The sequence below is a fragment of the Kitasatospora sp. GAS204B genome (genome assembly GCF_029892155.1).
GTDB lineage: Bacteria > Actinomycetota > Actinomycetes > Streptomycetales > Streptomycetaceae > Kitasatospora.
Genome location: NZ_JARZAG010000004.1, coordinates 342531 through 360428, shown reverse-complemented (window position 1 = coordinate 360428; position 17898 = coordinate 342531). Strand labels below are relative to the sequence as shown.

At 74.3% G+C, this 17898-nt stretch carries 16 protein-coding genes; 4 read left to right on the top strand and 12 right to left on the bottom strand.

Annotated features, from left to right (window positions below; genetic code table 11):
- Nucleotides 1-102: 102 nt before the first annotated feature.
- Nucleotides 103-1560, top strand: coding sequence for a glycosyl hydrolase (locus P3T41_RS08515; RefSeq protein WP_280688990.1), 1458 nt, complete (start codon nt 103-105; stop codon nt 1558-1560).
- Here P3T41_RS08515 and P3T41_RS08510 read toward each other — a convergent pair.
- The 9 genes from P3T41_RS08510 to P3T41_RS08470 all read right to left on the bottom strand — a co-directional run bounded on the left by P3T41_RS08510 (nt 1526) and on the right by P3T41_RS08470 (nt 11942).
- Nucleotides 1526-2704, bottom strand: a complete 1179-nt coding sequence (locus P3T41_RS08510) for a GNAT family N-acetyltransferase (protein ID WP_280688989.1) — start codon at nt 2702-2704, stop codon at nt 1526-1528. The two genes, P3T41_RS08515 and P3T41_RS08510, sit on opposite strands and share 35 nt — an antisense overlap.
- Nucleotides 2701-3438 carry a Wzz/FepE/Etk N-terminal domain-containing protein gene (locus P3T41_RS08505; protein ID WP_280688988.1) on the bottom strand — a complete coding sequence of 246 codons (738 nt, stop codon included), beginning with the start codon at nt 3436-3438 and terminating at the stop codon, nt 2701-2703. The genes P3T41_RS08510 and P3T41_RS08505 overlap by 4 nt, the downstream gene beginning before the upstream one ends.
- Nucleotides 3435-4565 (bottom strand): glycosyltransferase, encoded by a 1131-nt coding sequence (locus P3T41_RS08500; protein ID WP_280688987.1) that lies wholly within the window; start codon nt 4563-4565, stop codon nt 3435-3437. The genes P3T41_RS08505 and P3T41_RS08500 overlap by 4 nt, the downstream gene beginning before the upstream one ends.
- Entirely contained in the window at nt 4562-5353 is a 792-nt protein-coding gene (locus tag P3T41_RS08495) for a polysaccharide deacetylase family protein (RefSeq protein ID WP_280688986.1), read from the bottom strand. Before P3T41_RS08495 ends, P3T41_RS08500 begins: the two co-directional genes overlap by 4 nt.
- Nucleotides 5343-7067: a lipid II flippase MurJ gene (locus P3T41_RS08490; RefSeq protein ID WP_280688985.1), complete on the bottom strand. Its 1725-nt coding sequence runs from the start codon at nt 7065-7067 to the stop codon at nt 5343-5345. Before P3T41_RS08490 ends, P3T41_RS08495 begins: the two co-directional genes overlap by 11 nt.
- Nucleotides 7064-8398, bottom strand: coding sequence for an O-antigen ligase family protein (locus P3T41_RS08485; protein WP_280688984.1), 1335 nt, complete (start codon nt 8396-8398; stop codon nt 7064-7066). Before P3T41_RS08485 ends, P3T41_RS08490 begins: the two co-directional genes overlap by 4 nt.
- A 7-nt stretch (nt 8399-8405) precedes the next feature.
- Nucleotides 8406-9914: a sugar transferase gene (locus P3T41_RS08480; protein ID WP_280688983.1), complete on the bottom strand. Its 1509-nt coding sequence runs from the start codon at nt 9912-9914 to the stop codon at nt 8406-8408.
- A 341-nt stretch (nt 9915-10255) separates the two neighbouring features.
- Complete coding sequence (locus P3T41_RS08475; RefSeq protein ID WP_280689055.1) at nt 10256-11368, bottom strand: glycosyltransferase family 4 protein; 1113 nt, start codon at nt 11366-11368, stop codon at nt 10256-10258.
- A 130-nt stretch (nt 11369-11498) separates the two neighbouring features.
- A complete protein-coding gene (locus P3T41_RS08470) occupies nt 11499-11942 on the bottom strand; it encodes an SRPBCC family protein (protein ID WP_280688982.1) in 444 nt (147 codons plus the stop codon).
- A 129-nt stretch (nt 11943-12071) separates the two neighbouring features.
- Here P3T41_RS08470 and P3T41_RS08465 point away from each other — a divergent pair, with 129 nt between their 5' ends.
- On the top strand, nt 12072-12947 hold the full coding sequence (locus P3T41_RS08465; RefSeq protein WP_280688981.1) for a HipA family kinase: 876 nt from the start codon (nt 12072-12074) through the stop codon (nt 12945-12947).
- Between the two features lie 33 nt (nt 12948-12980).
- Here P3T41_RS08465 and cpt read toward each other — a convergent pair whose 3' ends face one another.
- On the bottom strand, nt 12981-13514 hold the full coding sequence (cpt, locus tag P3T41_RS08460) for a chloramphenicol phosphotransferase CPT (protein ID WP_280688980.1): 534 nt from the start codon (nt 13512-13514) through the stop codon (nt 12981-12983).
- A gap of 84 nt (nt 13515-13598) precedes the next feature.
- Between cpt and lgt the strand changes: the two genes are divergently transcribed.
- Nucleotides 13599-14471 carry a prolipoprotein diacylglyceryl transferase gene (gene lgt / locus P3T41_RS08455; RefSeq protein ID WP_280688979.1) on the top strand — a complete coding sequence of 291 codons (873 nt, stop codon included), beginning with the start codon at nt 13599-13601 and terminating at the stop codon, nt 14469-14471.
- A gap of 82 nt (nt 14472-14553) precedes the next feature.
- Nucleotides 14554-15078 (top strand): peptidylprolyl isomerase, encoded by a 525-nt coding sequence (locus P3T41_RS08450; protein ID WP_280688978.1) that lies wholly within the window; start codon nt 14554-14556, stop codon nt 15076-15078.
- Nucleotides 15079-15178: 100 nt separating this feature from the next.
- Here P3T41_RS08450 and P3T41_RS08445 read toward each other — a convergent pair whose 3' ends face one another.
- A complete protein-coding gene (locus tag P3T41_RS08445; protein WP_280688977.1) occupies nt 15179-15997 on the bottom strand; it encodes a hypothetical protein in 819 nt (272 codons plus the stop codon).
- A 257-nt stretch (nt 15998-16254) separates the two neighbouring features.
- Nucleotides 16255-17718: a glutamine synthetase family protein gene (locus tag P3T41_RS08440; RefSeq protein ID WP_280688976.1), complete on the bottom strand. Its 1464-nt coding sequence runs from the start codon at nt 17716-17718 to the stop codon at nt 16255-16257.
- Nucleotides 17719-17898 lie beyond the last annotated feature (180 nt).

Here is a 17898-nt window from a genome sequence, read left to right as displayed (position 1 = left end):
CTGACAGCGCATCAGCTTACGGTCGGTGGGCGGCCGCGTGCAGAACGCCCGGCCCCCGTGCCCAGCGTCGTGCTGGACCGCTCCCGTGCTGGAGGAGAGACCATGCGAATCGGCCGCCTGGCCCTGGCCGCCTCCGCGCTGCTGCTGCTCAGCACGGCCGGCATCTCCTCCGGTGGCAGCCCGCTGACCAGCGCCGACCGCGGTCCCGCCGCCGTGGACGGCGCGATCGCGTCGAACACGCAGCCGCGCGGGCCGGCGCCCAAGCCGAGCACCCGGCGGGCCGACCACGAGGTGCCGTTCGGCGCCTTCGTCGGCTCCTGGGACGACTACATCCCGCAGATCGCCAGGTTCTCCAACTGGCTGAGCGGCGCCAACCTCCAGGTCGGCCACACCTATCTGGCCGGAAACAGCTGGGGCGACATCGACGGCGACACCAAGATGCTGGCCCTCTGGTCGCAGTGGCGACTCGGCCAGCACGGCCGGACGCTGGTGCTCAACGTGCCGATGCTGGTCCCCAACGAGGGCGACGTGCCCGACGAGAAGGTGGCGCAACTGCTCGGACAGGGTGCGCAGGGCGCGTACGACCAGCACTTCCGCAGGCTCGCCCGGAAGCTGGTGGCGCTCGGCGGCGGTGACACGGTGATCGTGCTCGGCTGGGAGATGAACGGCACCACCTACACCAGTCGCTGCCGGCCCGACCCGGCCGCGTGGAAGGCGGACTGGCGGCGGATCGTCGACGTGATGCGCTCGGTGCCCGGGCAGCGGTTCCGCTTCGACTTCACCCCCAACCGGGGGCTGGACGCGATCGCCTGGACCAAGTGCTACCCGGGTGACGACGTGGTGGACATCATCGGCACCGACAGCTACGACCAGCCGGCCGGCGCGACCTTCGACGACTACGTGCGCGAGCCGTACGGCCTGGAGGACCAGGTGGAGTTCGCCGCCAAGCGCGGCAAGCCGGTCTCGTACCCGGAGTGGGGGCTGTTCCGCAACGGCGACAACCCGGAGTTCGTGCGCCGGATGGTCGAGTGGATGCGCACCCACGACACGCTCTACCAGACCGTCACGGACTACTGCCCGCACGGCTTCTGGGAGTGCCGCAGCAATCCGCGCTCCAGCTCGGTCTACCAGCAGTTGCTGAGCGGCTCCAAGGGCGAGGCGTCAGCGGCTCCGAACCGGCCGACCGCGCCGACGGCTCCGACCGCGCCACCGTGTCCGCTGCCGCAGGGGCTGTTCGGCAACCTGCCCTGGATGCGGCCGCCGCTGATTCCGCTGCTGCCCGGGTGCGCGGGGGTGGGGTCTCCCGGTGCATCGGCCAGTGCGCCGGCGTCCGCGGCGGCGGTCCCGTCGGCGTCCGCTGCTCCGTCGCCGACCGCCTCGGCCTCCGGGTCGGCTTCGGCGGTCCCGTCCGCGTCCCCGTCCCCGTCCGCGTCCATGTCGCCGTCCCCGTCGGCGGCAGCGTCGGCGGCAGCGTCGGTGTCGGCGACCCCGTCCGCGAGCGGGTCGCCGTCCGCGTCGGCCTCGGTCAGCGGCGGCCGGCGAGCGCCCGCAGGCGGGTGACCGGTCCGCGCAGGTGCGGGACGGCCGCCGCGCGGGCCCGGACCAGGGCGAGGCGCAGGCTCAGCACGCCGGCGAGGTGGGCGGGCCCGAGCAGCAGGCGGTGGTTGCGTTCGTGCTCGGGGCGCCAGCGCTCCTTGTACGGCTCCTCACCGCGCATCAGGCTCAGCTCCGGGATGCCCGCGCGGACCGTCTCCTCCAGCGAGGTGCCGAAGAGCAGGCCCGCGATGTCGATCCGCTCCCGCAGCCTCGGATGCGCGCCGTAGAGGTAGAGGCCGGCGAAGGACGGGCAGAGCAGCAGCAGGTCGACCGCCACCAGCTCCTCGTCCAGGTAGTAGCGGTAGACCACCGCCTGGCCGTGCCGCGCGAGCCCCGCCGTGGACTCGCGCAGGTGGGCCGCGAAGCGCTCGCTGACGTGCTCGGCGGTGACCGTGCGGCTCTCCCACTGCAGGGCGTGCAGCCACAACAGGTCGCCCATCGCGGCCTCGACCTGGTCGACCGGCACCCGGCGGGCCACCACGCCGGCCTCCAGCAGCTTGCGCTGCTTGGCCCGGCTGCGTTGCGCGGTCCGGCCCGGCAGCCGGGCGAGCAGCTGCTCCATCGGGACGGCGGGCAGGTGCTGGCAGACCGAGTCGAGCAGCTGATGGCGCCGCCCGGCCCAGCACGCGTAGACCTGGTGGGCGGCCGACCCGGGCCGCACCTCCCGCAGGTCCAGCGCCTGCCAGGGACGGCGCAGCGGCAGCGCGCGGGCCAGCTCGGCGGCGGCCTCGGCGGCGCAGGAGTCGTCCAGCAGCACGTCGGTGAAGTCGATCAGCTGCCCGCCGAGGGCGGTGAGGGTGCCGGTCCGGCCGGCGGCGAGGGCGGCGGCCGCCACCAGCTCGCCGTCCCGGCGGACCAGCAGCACCCGCAGCCGCCCGGGGCGCCCGTAGGCGCGCCACCAGGACGCCTGCCAGGCGGCGGACTGGAACGGGGTCGCGGTGCGGCAGCGCGCGGCGAGCGCGTCCCACTCCGCCGCGAGCCGGGTCAGCGTGTCGTCCGCGCGGTGCAGCTCGGTGGTCCAGCCGGCAGCGGCGGTCGGCGCTGGGGGACGAGGTGCCGGGGGACGAGGTGCCGGGGTGGGCTCCCGGATCGGTTGGGGAGCCGTCATTTCTTGCTCCGCGCGGGTTCGGCCTGCTGCGGCGCCGGGACGGCGGCCGCCGGCGTCGGCACGGGCAGGGGCTCGGGCGCCGCGCTCGGAGTCGCGCTCGGAGTCGCGACCGGCGTCGCGCTCGGGGTCGCAGTGCTCGGCTTCCGGCGCGCCATCATCGCCAGCGCACCCACCAGCACGCCCGCCGCGCCGCCCACCGCGACGTCGAGCTGACGGCTCGGGGTGGTCGGCTTGTCCGGTTCCGCGGCCGCCGCCAGCGGGACCAGCTTCACTCCGGTCTCCTTGCTACTGGTGTTCGCGAACGAGATCAGGGCCTTGGCCACCGCGTCCGCCGCCTTCACCGCGTCGGCCGGGTGGCCGCCGCTGCCCGCGATCTCGATCACCGGGGCGTCCGGCGAGGTGGTCCCGGCGACCAGGCCGGCCAGCTCGGCGCCGCTGCGGCCGGCGTCGGGGGCCGCCAGCGCGAGGACCTGGGGCTGGGCCGCCAGCCGTCCGTACGCCTGGGCGAAGTTCACCGCCAGGCCGGCCTCGCTGCTGCTGTCCGGGACCACCACCACGTAGGAGTTGGCCGTGTAGACCGGGGGCGCGGCCACCGCGTAGCCCGCCCCGGCGACCGCGCCCAGCGGGATCGCGGCGGCCAGCGGCCACCAGCGGCGGGCCAGCGCGCGGACGCCGGCCACCCGGTCGCCGCCCCGGTTGTCGCCTTGGTCGGTCCCTCGCTCGGTGCCGTTCATGTTCGGTTCTCCCTCCCGGCCGGGACCGGCGCGGTGGCCCGTCCCAACCGCTCGTACAGCTCGCCCAGTTGGCCGGCTGTGCGGACAATGTCGTAGTGCGCCACGGCGGGTGGCCTGGGCAGCGGGACGGCGAGCGGGGCCGGGCCGAGCGACAGCAGCGCCTCCTGGTAGGCCGCCACCGTCGAGGGCAGCTTGCGGGCGGCGGGCGCCGCCTCGGCGGGCAACTCCTCCAGCGCCGGGCAGCCGCTGTGCAGCACCGGCAGCCCCGCCGCCAGGCCCTCCAGCACCGCCAGGCCGAAGGTCTCCTCGACCGACGGCGCGGCCAGCACGTCCATCGCGCTCAACAGCTCCGGTACGTCGGTGCGTTCGCCGATCAGCAGGACCCGCGAGCCGATCCCGAGCTCGCGGGCCAGCTCGGTCAGCGCCGCCCGCTCGGGCCCCTCGCCGACCAGCAGCAGCACCGCACCCGGCAGCACGGTCAGTGCCGAGACCAGCACGTCGAACCGCTTGCCGGGCACCAGGCGACCCACCGCGCCGACCACGAAAGCATCCCCGGCCAGGCCCAACTTCCGCCGGATCTCCACCCGTTGAGCCCACGGCACGGCGAAGCCGGCCGCCTCGATACCGTTCGGCAGCACCGCCACCCGCCGACCTGGCACGCCCCAGTCGGCCAGCGTCCCGGCCACCCGCCCGGAGACCGCCACCGTGGCGACACCGAGCCGTTCGGCGGCCAGGTAGAGGGACTTGACGCCGGCGCCGACCGGGCGCCCCTCGATCGTCCCGGCGTGCAGCGAGTGTTCGGTCGCCAGGACCGTGCGCACCCCGGCCAGCCGGGCCGCCAACCGCCCGTACAGGCCGGCTCGGTAGAGGTGGGTGTGCACCACGTCGTAGCGTCCGTGCCGGATCAGCCGGATCAGCCGGGGCAGCACCGCCAGGTCCCGGTTGCCGCGCATCGCCAGGTCGTGCACCGTGACGCCGTCCGCGCGCAGTGCCGCCGCCACGCTGCCCGGATTGGTCAGGGTGGCCACCTCGCAGTCGACCGAGGAGGGCAGGTGACGGATCGTCAGCAGCAGTTGCTGCTCGGCGCCGCCCGCGGCCAGGCCGGTGATCACATGCAGCACCCTCATCGCGTCGCCGCCAGCCGCCGCAGCTCGGTGACCACGTCCCGCAGGCCGTGCCTGCCGCGTTTGGCCCGCAGCCGCCAGGCGCCGTCGCGGTCGCCGACGTAGCAGCGGGGCAGTGCGAAGCGGCTGGCCAGCAGGCTGTGGTCGATCGCCACCGCGTAGTCGTAGCCGGCCTCCTGCACGGCCCTGGCAGCCGGCTCGTCCACCGCGCCGTACGGGTAGCAGAAGCCGCCCACCGGGCCGCCGAGCAGCTCGGCCAGGGCCAGCCGGCTGTCCCCGACCTCGGCGGCGAGCAGCTGTCCGGGCAGCCCGGGCAGCGCCAGGTGGCTCATCCCGTGCGAGCCGATCTCCCAACCGGTGTCGGCGAGTTCGCGCACCTGCTCGACAGTGAGCAGCGCCTTGCGCGGTCCCTTGACGTCCCAGAAGTTGTCGCCGCCCAGGCGGTCGGCCACCACGTAGGCGGTGGCGGTGAACCCGTAGCCGCGCAGCACCGGGACCACGTGACGGGCGAAGTCGGCGTAGCCGTCGTCGAAGGTCAGGCCGACCAGCCGGTCGCGGCGGCCGGCGGCCCGGGCGGCCAGCAGTTCGCGCATGCTCACCCCGCGCCAGCCGCGCACGGCCAGCCAGCGCATCTGGGCGGCGAACCGGGCGGGGCTGACCGTGAGCAGGTACGGATCCTCCTCCTCCTCGGCCACCGAGTGGTACATCAGGATCCACGGCCGACCGGACCGGCGGCCGACGTCGATCGCCTGCTGCGGCAGGTGGGGACGGCGGGTGAGTTCAGCGACCATCGGGCAAGGTTCCTTCCTCCAACAGGTCATCCCCCACGGCCGACCCCTCGGCCGGCGCTCGGTTCTCCCGGAGCAGGGCCGCCAGCCGGGCGAGGGGCCCGGCCAGCTCGCGGGCCCCGAGCAGCGTGCCGAGCCCCAGGTAGACCACGAGCACGCTCACGCCGCCGGCCAGCAGCGACAGCCCCGCCGGGTGCACCGCGCGGGCCGCGCAGCCGCCGACGGCCGCCGCGGCGGCGCCGGCCAGCAGCAGCCGGGCCTGGCCGCCCAGCACCTGCGGCATCCGCAACGCGATGCCGCGCAGCGCGAGCCCGCGCAGCAGCAGCACGGCGGTGGTGGTGATGCCCGCCGCGTTGCCCGCCGCCAGCCCCAGCGCGCCGAAGTGCCGGGCGGTCGACAGGCCCACCACGGTGGTGACCAGCAGCCCGACGGCCATCGCGGCGACCGGGTACCAGTCGAGCAGCCCCCGGCCCGCCGCCGTGTCCGGGCGCGGGTCGTCGGCCCGCCGGACGGCCGGGCGCATCGAGAAGAACGGCCGCACCATGACCCCGATCAGCGCCTGGGCGAGCAGTCCGAAGCTGTAGACCTGGATCACCTGCGCGGTGGCGGCGGTGTCGGCCGCGTCGAACGCGCCGCGCTGGAAGAGCAGCGAGACCACGGCGGGCGCGCAGGCGATCAGGAACGCCGTGCCGGCCAGCACCACCGCCGCCGCCTGGCCGAGGTCCTTCTCCACCCGGTCGCGGGCCGCCACCAGGTCGCCGGCCGCCAGCGCCCTGGCAACCAGCGGGAAGGTGACCGTGCAGATCAGGATCGCGGTGGTCATCGCCAGCTGGGAGACCTTGGCCGCGTAGTTGAGGTGCGAGATGGTGCCGGCCGGCAGCGTCGAGCCGAGGTAGCGCTCGATGAAGACCTGGGACTGCCGGGTGAGCGTGAAGACGGCCACCGGCAGCAGCGCGAGCGGGCTGAGCAGCAGCCCGCGCCCGTCGGCGGCGCACCGCCGGCGCCCGTGCAGGCCGCCGCGCAGGGCGCGGACGAACGGGCCGACCAGCACCCCGGCCATCAGCAGGCTGCCGAAGGCCACCCCGAGCGCCGCCGCCCGCACCCCGAGCAGCAGGTGACAGGTCGTCAGGATCCCGAGGATGCCCAGGTTGTAGGCCACGTAGATGGCGGCGGGGGCGGTGAACCGGTGGTGGGCGCGCAGCGCGGCGCCCAGGTACCCGGCCACGCCGAACGGCAGGATGGTCACGGCGGTGATCCGGGTGCAGGTGATCGCGAGCGCCGGGTCGGCCAGGCCCGGCGCCAGGGCGTGCACCACCTCGGGCGCCCAGAGCATGGTGGCCCCGGACAGCGCGCACAGCCCGGCGAGCAGCCAGGGCAGCGTGTCGGCGGTCAACTGCCGTACCGGGTCCGGTCCTTCCGGACGCTCCTCGCGCAGCACCAGGGCCAGGCTGAAGGCCGGGACCATCAGGAAGGCCATCGCGTCCTCGATCAGCAGCGGCGCGGCCGTCTCGGGCACGGTCCAGGAGACCAGGAAGGCGTCGGTGCCGGAGTCGGCGCCGAAGAACCTGGCCAGCAGCAGGTCGCGCAGCAGGCCCAGCGCGGAGCCGGCCGCGCTGAGCACCGCGGTGATGCCGAAGGCCTTGGCGAGGAAGGACGGCCCGCGCTCCACCGGCGGCGCCGCCGGGGGCGCGGGGCGGACCTCCTGGCTCAGCGTCATGGCGCGGGCTCCGGCTCCGGCAGCGCCCACCAGGCCGCCACGCCCAGGATCACCGAGGTGAGCACGGTGGTGGTGCCGCCGATGTCGGCGTAGAGGAAGTCGACCAGTACCCAGCAGAGCAGTCCGATCGCCGCCGGGCCGCCGGTGCCCCGGCGGCGCAGGCAGCCGAGCAGCAGCGCGAGGAAGAGCCCGCCGTAGGCGACGATGCCGACCAGGCCCTGCTCGCAGAGCACCAGGAAGTACATGTTGTGCGGCGAGAGCAGCGGTTCGCGCTCGAAGCCGATGGTGGAGTCGGCCGCGTCGCTGCCGGAGGAGAGCCGCAGCGGGGCGTGCGAGTCGCGCAGTTGCGGGAAGCTCTTCGGCCCGGCGCCGGTGACCGGGTGGTCGGCCCAGATCGCCCGGGCGGTGGCCCACAGGTCGTAGCGGTCGCTGACCGAGTGGTCCTCGTTGCCGCCGGAGACCGTGCCGATGCTGTCCAGCCGCTCGGTCACCCCGCCACCGCCCGCACCGAGCCCGCCGACCGCCACGATCGCCGCCGCCAGCCCCAGCGCCGCCCAGCGCAGCGCGAGCCGGGCGTCGGCCTTGAGCAGCAGCACGGTGGCGGCGACCGCCGTGGCGATCCAGCTGCCCCGGCTGAACGAGACTGCGAGCGGGAACACCAGGAACGCCGCCGAGGCGAGCAGCCAGCGCCGCGCCCAACCGCCCTGACGGATCGTCAGACCGAGGGCCAAGGCGGCCAGCAGGCCGAAGCTGACCACCCCGGACATCGCCATGATGTCGAGCGCGCCGAAGGTGCCGACCGCCCGGATCGACTCCCCGGCGTAGGAGGCGCCGGTGTGCGTGAGGTACTGCTCCGCGCCGACGCCGCCCTCGATCAGCGCGGCCAGCACGAAGGCGCCGAGCACCAGGCGCAGATCGGTGCGGTCGCGCAGCGCGGCCAGCACGGCGGCCGGGACCAGCACGAAGATCTGCACCAGGCGGATGAAGCCGGTCAGGCTGGCGGACGGGTCGATCGAGGTCACGGTGGCGGCGCCGGCCGCGCAGACCACACCGCTGAAGACCAGGCAGGCCTGGCGGCTCAGGCCGAGCGGGCGGCCGCGCAGCAGGTCGAGGGCGAGCAGCGCGACCAGGGCCAGCGAGGCGAGGTCGGCGGGGGTGATGTGGACGGCGGCCGTCACGTCCTTCTCACCCGTCGGTACGCAGACCAGCAGGATGGTGGCGGCGGCCAGCAGGCTGGGACGGCGCAGCGGCGCGGTGGCCAGCGCGCGGAGCAGCTCGGGCCAGGGCCGGCCGAAGCGTAACGCGGGGTCGAGGGGCAGGCTCAGGGCCACGGTTGGGTCAGCTCCCGTCCGGACGGAGCATCAGCGCGGCGGTGCGCAGCAGGATCTTGACGTCCTGCCAGAGGCTCCAGCTCTCGATGTAGTGGTTGTCGAAGCGGGCCCGGTCCTCGATCGAGGTGTCCCCGCGCAGCCCGTTCACCTGGGCCAGACCGGTCAGCCCGACCGGGACCCGGTGCCGGTCGGCGTACTCCGGGTAGGCCTGGCTGAACCGCATGACGAAGTAAGGGCGTTCGGGGCGCGGGCCGACCAGGGTCATGTCGCCGCGCAACACGTTCCACAGCTGCGGCAGCTCGTCCAGCGAGCTGCGGCGCAGCAGCCGGCCGACCGCGCTCATCCGGTGGTCCTGGGCGATGTTCCAGTGGGTGGCCGACTCGTGCTCGTTGCTCGGGCGCAGGGTGCGGAACTTGAGCAGGGTGAAGACCCGGCCGTCCAGCCCCGTGCGCTGCTGGCGGAAGAGCACGCCGGGGCCGGTGTCCAGGCGCACCGCGAGCGCACACGCGGCCAGCAGCGGGGAGATGGCGAGCAGCCCGAGGCCGGCGGCGAGGATGTCGACGGCCCGCTTGACCAGCCAGCCGGGCCGGCGCAGCGGCGGGCGGGACAGCCGCAGGCAGGGGTAGCCCCACAGGTGGTCGGCCGCCCGGCCCGCGCTGCCGAGGCCGCCGTGCTCGCGCAGCCCGGGGACCAGCCAGACCTGGCAGCCGAGCCGGATCGCCTCGCGCATCGCGCCGGCCGCCTCCTGCTCGTCGGCGGCGCCCGCGGTGGCGATCAACCGCACCACGCCGTGCCGGCGCAGCTCCCGCTCCAGCGCGTCGCGACCGCCGAGCACCGGCAGCGGGGAGTCGGCGGGCAGCAGCACCGGGTCCTGGTCCAGGTAGCCGATCGGGCGCATCCCGTACTCGGGGTGTTCCCGCAGGGTGCTCGCGATCCGCTGGCCGAGCGGGCCCGCGCCGAGCACCAGGACCGGCACCGGACGGCGGCGGCGCAGCCGGCGCAGCAGTCCGTAGACCACCGCGCGGCCGAGCGCGGCCAGCGTCACCAGCGCGGTGAGCAGGGCGAGCAGCCGGGCCCAGCCGGCCGGGCCGCCGGACGGCCAGGCACCGCCGAGGCAGTCGGAGAGGGTGATCGCGAAGGCCAGCGCGACGGCGACCCGGCCGATCAGCGCGGGCAGTTCGTCCAGCGCCGAGGGGCTCATCCGGGTGCGGTAGAGGCCGCCGGCCAGGTTCAGCGGCAGCAGGATCGGCAGCAGCGCCGCGGCGGCCCCCAGCGGCTGGGCGCGGGCGGAGGCGCAGCCGATCGAACCCGCGCCGACGGCCAGCAGGTCGACCACGAGCAGTGCCACGGGCAGCAGCCCGGCGACGCGCAGACCTCGGCGGTGCCGGCCGAGCTGGGCGGCGCTGCGGGTCTGCGGCGGCCGCCGGGTCGGCCGGTCGAGCAGCTCGGTCGCGAGCCGCCGACCGCCCGCCGCGGGTCGCCCAGGCCGCGGCACACTCTCGTGGTCAATGGTCATCGCGCACGAACTCCCCTGCAGTGTGCCCTTGGTGGCGGATTTCGCGGTACCGTTCGTCCTCAATCGCCCGAATTCGCACAGAGTCGTACAAGAGGTCGTCAGGATCTCGTACATTTTGTAACGAAGTGAGCAAAATCAGACATTACCGAGCGACGGCTAAATTCCCGGACGTTGATGGGGAGTTGACTTGCCGTTTCATTCCACCCGCCCATTAATCGGAATTTCCGATTTAGCCGCTGGGCACGGCCTGAACAGGTGATCGACCAAGTCGCCCCTACCGAACAACATGCACGTCACTGCCTGAGAAACGATCAGATCCGCGCGGAGACACGGGGAGTCGACTAGCCCTCGCTGATCGTCTTCTGGTAGAGCTCCGACACGCGAGCGACCATCGTGCGCACGTCATGCCGGCTCGCCACCCAGGCACGCGCCGCCATTCCGCGCCGGGCGCACTCCAGCGGATCCGCCAGCGCCTCGGCCAGCGCGTTCGTCAGCGCCGCCGGGTCCCCGGCCGGCACCAGTCCGGTCTCCCGCTGCTCCGGCGGCAGCTGCTCGCGGGCCCCCGGCACCTCCGTCAGGATGACCGGGCGGGCCATCGCCATCGCCTCCAACGGCGCCAGCGCCATTCCCTCCCAGCGCGAAGGCAGCACCACCAGGTCGGCCGCCGCCAGCCAGGGCCGCGGGTCCGTCACCTCGCCCGCCAGCCGCACCCGGTACGGCTCCGGCAGCGCCCGGGCCTGCGCGGCCAGCGCCTGCGCGTCCGGGCCGCCGCCGACCAGCGCCAGCCGGGCAGTCGGCACCCGCCGCAGCACCGCGGGCCAGCAGGCGAGCAGCAGGTCCTGCCCCTTCTGCCGGCAGAGCCGCCCGACGCAGACCGCCAGCGGCTCGGACAGGTCGAGCCCCAGCGAGAGCCGCGCGGCGCGGCGTTCGGCGGGCGTGTGGTGCGCCAGGTCGACCCCGTTGGGGACCACGGCGAACGGGGCGCTGATCCCGACCGCCTCGCCGTCCAGCCGCTCCTGCTCGCTGACGCAGAGCACGGCGGCCGCCCAGCGGGTCGCGTACCGCTCCCAGCGGGTGCTGGCGGTGGCGAGCACGCCGGTCGCGGCGGCGAAGGACCAGGCGTGCGGCTGGAAGACGGTGGGCAGCCGGCCGCGCAGCGCGAGGCGGCCGGCCAGGCCGGCCTTGGCGCTGTGCAGGTGGACCAGATCGGGCGCCGCCGCGTGCACCAGCCGGCGCAGCCGGGCGGCCTCGCCGGGCACGCTCGCCCCGGGCGAGCGGCGGGCCGGCCACTCCAGCAGCTCGCCCCCGGCGGCGCCGGCCCGGGGGCCGAGCCGGCCGCCGGGTGGGCAGGCGACCAGCACCCGGTGGCCGGCCGCGCGCTGGCCGCGGACCAGATCGGTGACCACCTGGGCCACCCCGCCGTCCACCGGCTGGGAAACGTGAAGGATCGTCAGATGCACGGCCGCGAGCCTAGGGTGACGCGGCAGGTCGGTTCGCGTGCCGTCACTCCCCCGGGGCCGCGGTCCACCCGTACGAGCTGTCAGTCGTACGGGTGTCCGGCCGATGGTGCTACGTGCCGAGGTGCTACTTGCCGAGGTGCTGGGCGAGGCGGTTCAGCACCTCGTCGTGGATCCGGTTCAGGCCCTTGGGGGCGAAGGTGCGCTCGAAGAAGCCGCCGATGCCGCCCGCGCCCTGCCAGGTGGTGTCGATCGCCACGGTGGTCTGGCCACCGGCCACCGAGGAGACCGTCCAGGTGATCACCATCGAGGAGTTGGCGTCGGTCTCCACCAGCTTCCCGGCGGACGGCGCGGAGACGGTGAAGAGGCAGTCGCGAACCCGCTTCTCGGTGGCCTGCAGCCGCCAGTGCACCTGCGTGCCGGCGCCGACACCGCCCGCGCGGACCTCGTACTCGCTGTACTGCGCGGGCAGCAGGGTGGGCCGCACGGTGGTGTAGTCGGCGATCGCCTCGTACGCCTGCTCGGCGGTGGCGGGGTAGGTCCGCTCGGTGTGGGCGTGGACCTGGGCCATGGCTGGGCTCCTTCGGGGGGTACTGCTCGGGTGGTACGTCTGGTACGTCGCGGACAGCCAACCACACCTGGTGGGTGGGATCGTCGCAGGCCCGGGACGCCGCCGCGGGGCTCCGTTTAGGCTGGGCGGGTGTCTGCTGACCTGACCCGGGTGAACGCCCTGCACTACCTCGCCCCGCTGCGGGCCGGCGGTTCGGTGCCCGCCATCGTCGAGACCGACGACCTGGGCACCTACGTGGTCAAGTTCACCGGCGCCGCGCAGGGCCGCAAGGCGCTGGTGGCCGAGGTGATCGTCGGCGAGCTGGCCCGGCGGCTCGGCCTGCGGGTGCCCGAACTGGTGCTGGTCGACTTCGATCCGGCGGTGGCCGAGCACGAGCCCGACGCCGAGATCCAGGACCTGCTGCGGGCCAGCGCCGGGCTCAACCTCGGGATGGACTACCTGCCGGGGGCACACGACTTCAGGCCCGGAGCCACTGACGGGCCGACGATCGACCCGCTGGAAGCCGGGCGGGTGGTCTGGCTGGACGCGCTCACCGGCAACGTCGACCGCACCAGGGCCAACCCCAACCTGATGGTCTGGCACCGCCGCCTCTGGCTGATCGACAACGGCGCGGCGCTGGTCTTCCACCACCGCTGGTCCGGCGCGGCCGCCGCCGTGGACCGCGCCTACGACCTCAGCGGCCACGCGCTGGGCGACCAGCACCCCGACGTGGCGGCGGCCGATGCCGAGCTGGCGCCGCAGGTGACCGAGGAGTTGCTGCGCGAGGTGGTGGCCCTGGTGCCGGCGCAGTGGCTGGAGGTCGAGGAGGGCTTCGCCGACGTCGCCGAGCTGCGCGAGGCCTACGTCCGGCAGTTGGCCGCGCGGGCGGCGGTCTCCGAGCGCTGGCTGCCGCAGCACTTCGCCACCGAGGCGGAGTTGCGGGTCGCCGAGGCTGCCCGGGCGAAGCGGACGGCGGCGGGGCGGCCGGCCTGGCTGCAACAGGTGCCGGACCTGCACGGGCACTGACCGGGGGCGGGCGGCCCGTACGAGCGACAGACCCTAGGACAGCCGGGCCGCGATCTGCCGCGCGCACTCGATCGACTCAGCGTGGGCGGTGTCCACCTCGAGGTCGTACCGCACCCCGCGGTGCACCAGCTCGGCCTGCGTCGCCGCCATCCCGCCGACCCGGTCCCCGCGTGCCAGCTCGCGTCCCGCCGCGACCGCCGCCTCGCAGCGCACGCCGACCCAGAGCACCTCCAGCCCGTCGAGGGCCCGCTCCCAGCGCTGCTGCGACTGCGCGCCGCCGAGGAACACCTCGTCCACGATCACCCGCGCGCCCGCCCGGGCCATCGCCGCGACGCCCGCGATCCAGGCGGCCTCCAGCTCCCGGAACACCTCGCCGACCGCCACCGCGCCGTCCGGGGCGAACTCGATCCCCGCATCCGAGGTGCGGAGCGCGGCGGGCAGGCCCTCGACGAAGGTGTCGCACCCGAAGGTCAGCCACGGGTCGGGCAGCACCGCCTGCAGGCACCGGGCCAGGCCGGACTTTCCGGAGCTGGAGCCGCCGTTGAGGATGATCATCCGAGGGGTCATCCGGCCACCGTAGGGGACGGCCGGGGCGCGGTCATCCGATATCCCGACACCCGGCTGTTCGCCCAGCTCGCGTACCCTCGCAGCATGCTGCTTGCCGCCATCCCCTCGCCGTCGGTGAACGGCTTCCACCTGGGCCCGCTGTTCATCCACTTCTACGCGCTGATGTACATCGTGGGCATCGCGATCGCCGTCCTCGTCGGCCGCCGCCGCTGGGCGGCCAAGGGTGGCAACCCCGAGCTGGTGGACGACATGGCGACCTGGGGCGTGCCGTTCGGCATCCTCGGCGGGCGCCTCTACTTCGACGTGACCACGCCCGCCGGCATCCCGCACCACTGGTGGGGCCCGCTGGCGGTCTGGGACGGCGGCCTCGGGATCTGGGGCGGTGTGTTGCTGGCCACGCTGGTCTGCGTCTGGCGGCTGCGGAAGGCCGGCGCCAGCGTCACGGGCATGATGGACGCGCTGGCGCCCTGCCTGCTGGTGGCCCAGGCGATCGGGCGGATCGGCAACTACTTCAACCAGGAGCTGTTCGGCGGACCGACCAAGCTGCCCTGGGGCCTGGAGATCGCCCCAGCCTTCCGGCCCGCCGGGTACCTCCAGGACACCACCTTCCAGCCCACCTTCCTCTACGAGCTCGTCTGGGACCTGGCGCTGGCCGGATTCCTGATCTGGCTCGGCCGGCGCGGGAAGGTCAAGCCGGGCAGCCTGTTCGCGCTGTACGTGGCCGGGTACTCGGCCTTCCGGATCTTCGAGGAGTCGCTGCGGGTCGACTACTCGCAGTACTTTCTCGGCCTCCGGCTGAACTTCTACATCGCCTCGCTGGTGGCCCTGGCCGGGCTGGCCTGGTTCGCGGCGCTGAACCGGCGGGGACGGGCGGACGCGCCTGCGGCCGTCGAACCCGCCGCAGAAGGCGCGGACACCGAGGCCGCGCCCGTCGAGCAGGACGCCGGCACGCTCTGAGTGCGCGGCGCGCCACCCGTCGGCGTCCCCCAGAGGTAGCGTCTAGTGCCCGCATGACGACCAGTGAGAGGCGCAGGCACCCATGGCCGAGCAGCTGTACGCGACGTTGAAGACCAACCAGGGCGACATCGAGATCCGGCTGCTGCCGGACCACGCGCCGAAAACGGTCCGGAACTTCGTGGAACTCGCCAAGGGCGAGCGGGAGTGGACCCACCCGGCGACCGGCAAGAAGTCGACCGACAAGCTCTACGACGGCACCGTCTTCCACCGCGTGATCAAGGACTTCATGATCCAGGGCGGGGACCCGCTGGGCACCGGCACCGGCGGCCCGGGCTACGAGTTCGCCGACGAGTTCCACCCCGACCTGGCGTTCACCAAGCCCTACCTGCTCGCGATGGCCAACGCCGGTCCTGGCACCAACGGTTCGCAGTTCTTCATCACGGTGGTGCCGACCGCCTGGCTGACCGGTAAGCACACCATCTTCGGCGAGGTGACGACCGACGCCGGCAGGAAGGTGGTCGACGACATCGCGGGGACGAAGACCGGCCGCAACGACCGGCCGGCCAAGGACGTGGTCATCGAGTCGGTCGTGATCGAGAGCCGCTGACCCCGACGAGGCCCCAACTGCCCTACGGGTCACTGTCAATGACCTCGGGGCGGGGTGCCGCCGCCGTGACCTGCGCGGCGGCGGCACCCCGTTCGGTGGGTCAGACCTGCGGGCCGGCCGGGTCCTGACGTCCCACGGTCGGGAGCGCCGGGGCGGTCGGGGCCTGCGGGGCGGTCGAACGCGGGGTGACTGCCAGCTTCTGCATGGCGGTCTTCGGCGCGGCGAGCTGCGTGCCGCTCGGCAGGAAGCCGGTCAGCAGGCCCAGCGGCTCGATCCGCACCAGGTGCGAGGGCGCGTAGAAGTGGTAGCCGTAGTGCAGGCGCGCCCGGTTGTGGGCGTCGACGGTCGGCTCGTTCGAGCCGTCGGCGGCGGTGGCCACCAGGCCGGTGTGGCTCTTGGTCACGCCGGGCCCGGCGTAGGTGACCACCACGTCGCCGGGGCGGGCGTCCTCGGGGTGGTCACCGATGTCGGTGCCGAGGCCGCTGTCCATCAGGTAGTCGTACAGGTTGTGGTACTGCGGCAGGTCACCGATCAGCAGCAGGTCGTAGGTCTTGCCGTTGGGCGCCGTGTAGTTGAAGTAGGCGTCCTGCGAGTCGTCCGGGCCGAGCCCGGGGACCAGGCCGGCCGCCGCCAGCGCCCGGGCGACGTACTCGGCGCACTGGTACTTCTCCTGGTCGGCGCCGAAGGCGACCGGGGTGCTGTCGTTCCAGGCGGTCCAGTTCCAGTGGCTCTCGGCCCAGTCGACCTCGACGCCGCGCAGCAGGTCGCTGAACGAGGGGATGCCCTGGGCGTCCTGGGCCTGGGTGGTGCCGGTGGTCGAGTCCGCGAACGCGGGCGCCGCGAGGACGGGAGCACCGGCACTGAGCAGGCCGACGACCATGGCGGCCCCGGCGATCCGGCGACCAATGTTGTTACGCACTATCACATTCCCCCTGCGGTTGAAAGCAGCGACTTGGGAAAGTCGCGCCCTTCTGCATCATGATCCAAAGCTAGAGGATCCCCTGGTCAGGCCCACTCAGCGGGGCAGGCCCGGTGACTGCGGACGACCTCCGCCCCGGGGTGGCACGGCTGAGCGGCCGAGCACGGTTCATGAGCAACGGGGGAACAGGGTGGCCATCGATCTCGCTTCCTGCGCCGGCCCAGGCGCGGGACAGGTCTCGGCGGCCGGCTCGGCCCTCAGTACCGCCAGCGGGTCGCCGCCGCCAGCTCCTCGGGCGAGCACCCGTCGAAGAGCGCCAGCTCGCCCAACCGCACCGCCAGCACCGCCTCGTAGAGCGGATCGCCGAGTGCCTCGCGCAGGATGCCGGAGGTGCGGTACTCGGCGAGGGCCTGCGCCAGGCTGCTCGGCAGCCGGGGGATCTCGCCTTCGGGCAGGGCGGCCGGGTCGCCGGGGACCTCGGCGGGCAGCGAGCGGCGGGCGTCCAGACCGGCGAGGCCGGCCGCGAGCACGCTGCCGACCAGGAGATAGGGGTTGGCTGCCGCGTCGAAGCACTTGAGCTCGGCGTTGGCACCGGCCGGGCCCTCGCCGGGCGGCCCGGGGATCAGCCGCAGGGCGGCCTCGCGGTTCTCCAGGCCCCAGCACTGGTAGGCGCCGGCCCACTGTTGCGGGACCAGGCGCAGGTAGCTCGCGGGGCTGGGCGCGCCGAGCGCGAGCAGTGCGGGCAGTTCGGCCAGCACGCCGGCCAGGAAGGACTCCGCCTCGCCGGTCAGGCCGTAGCGGCCGGGGCCGCCCTGGCCGAGGTTGTGCTCGCCGCGCCAGAGCGAGAGGTGCAGGTGGCCGCCGTTGCCGACGGTGCCTGGCTCGACGGCCGGGGCGTACGAGGTGCGCAGGCCGTGCCGGACGCCGACCGCGCGGATGGTCTGGCGGACCAGCACGGTGGTGTCGGCTGCGCCGAGCGGGCCCTCGGGGGCCAGCGAGACCTCGAACTGGCCGGGGGCGTACTCGGGGTGGAGCTGCAGGACGCTCAGGCCCTGCTCGTCCAGCGCGTGCAGCAGGTCGCGCAGGTAGTCGGAGAGGTCGACCAGGCGGTGCAGGCCGTAGGCGGGGCCGAAGGTGGGGTAGCAGGGCGGCTCGCCGGGGGCGCCGGCCAGCGCCACCACCCACTCGATCTCGATCCCGGCCCGCAGCTCGATCCCGCGCGCCGAGACCGCCCCGGTCAGCCGGCGGGCGAAGCGGCGCTGGCAACCGGGGTGCACCGAGCCGTCCTGGGCGTAGCGGTCGGCGGGGGCCCAGGCCCAACCGGGCTGGGCGGACAGCCGGGTGAGCCGGTGCAGATCGGGGATCAGCCGCAGGTCGCCGGCCGGGCCGCCGATGTGGCGGCTGGTGGTGACCGAGTCGTCGACGAGGAAGACGTCGAAGCAGGGGGCGGCGCCGACGCCCCAGGCGGCCGCGTGCTCCAGACGGCGGACCGGGACGGTCTTCACCCGGGTGAGACCGGCGTTGTCCACCCAGCTGAGGATCACGCCTTCGACGCCCTCGGCGGCGAGCCGGGCGGCGGCGATCCGAGCCCGGGCGGCGCGCTCGCCGCGCAGCTCGGCGCCGAGCGGCTCGTCGGCGGGCGACCCGAACGATGATCCGAACGGCGACGCATCCGGTGATTCGAGCGGCGATCCGTCCTGCTCAGCCATGGTGGTGCCCATACGACTCATGCTCCCGCGCGGGCGATGGCCCCGGTATTACCCGGACGAGTGATTCCGGCACCCCGAAGCTGACGGCCCGCCGAATGCCACGATCTGCCCTCGCCTGCACCCTTCCTACCTCGCGGTAACTTCGCTACAGTGACCGCACGCACCACCGCCGGGCTTCGGGAGCCGCACCGG

What these genes read in the sequence shown, in the direction of transcription:
- P3T41_RS08515 (WP_280688990.1), top strand. Translation starts at nt 103, where the DNA reads ATGCGAATCGGCCGCCTGGCCCTGGCCGCCTCCGCGCTGCTGCTGCTC.
- P3T41_RS08510 (WP_280688989.1), bottom strand. Translation starts at nt 2,704, where the DNA reads ATGACGGCTCCCCAACCGATCCGGGAGCCCACCCCGGCACCTCGTCCC.
- P3T41_RS08505 (WP_280688988.1), bottom strand. Translation starts at nt 3,438, where the DNA reads ATGAACGGCACCGAGCGAGGGACCGACCAAGGCGACAACCGGGGCGGC.
- P3T41_RS08500 (WP_280688987.1), bottom strand. Translation starts at nt 4,565, where the DNA reads ATGAGGGTGCTGCATGTGATCACCGGCCTGGCCGCGGGCGGCGCCGAG.
- P3T41_RS08495 (WP_280688986.1), bottom strand. Translation starts at nt 5,353, where the DNA reads ATGGTCGCTGAACTCACCCGCCGTCCCCACCTGCCGCAGCAGGCGATC.
- P3T41_RS08490 (WP_280688985.1), bottom strand. Translation starts at nt 7,067, where the DNA reads ATGACGCTGAGCCAGGAGGTCCGCCCCGCGCCCCCGGCGGCGCCGCCG.
- P3T41_RS08480 (WP_280688983.1), bottom strand. Translation starts at nt 9,914, where the DNA reads ATGACCATTGACCACGAGAGTGTGCCGCGGCCTGGGCGACCCGCGGCG.
- P3T41_RS08470 (WP_280688982.1), bottom strand. Translation starts at nt 11,942, where the DNA reads ATGGCCCAGGTCCACGCCCACACCGAGCGGACCTACCCCGCCACCGCC.
- cpt (WP_280688980.1), bottom strand. Translation starts at nt 13,514, where the DNA reads ATGACCCCTCGGATGATCATCCTCAACGGCGGCTCCAGCTCCGGAAAG.
- lgt (WP_280688979.1), top strand. Translation starts at nt 13,599, where the DNA reads ATGCTGCTTGCCGCCATCCCCTCGCCGTCGGTGAACGGCTTCCACCTG.
- P3T41_RS08450 (WP_280688978.1), top strand. Translation starts at nt 14,554, where the DNA reads ATGGCCGAGCAGCTGTACGCGACGTTGAAGACCAACCAGGGCGACATC.
- P3T41_RS08440 (WP_280688976.1), bottom strand. Translation starts at nt 17,718, where the DNA reads ATGGGCACCACCATGGCTGAGCAGGACGGATCGCCGCTCGAATCACCG.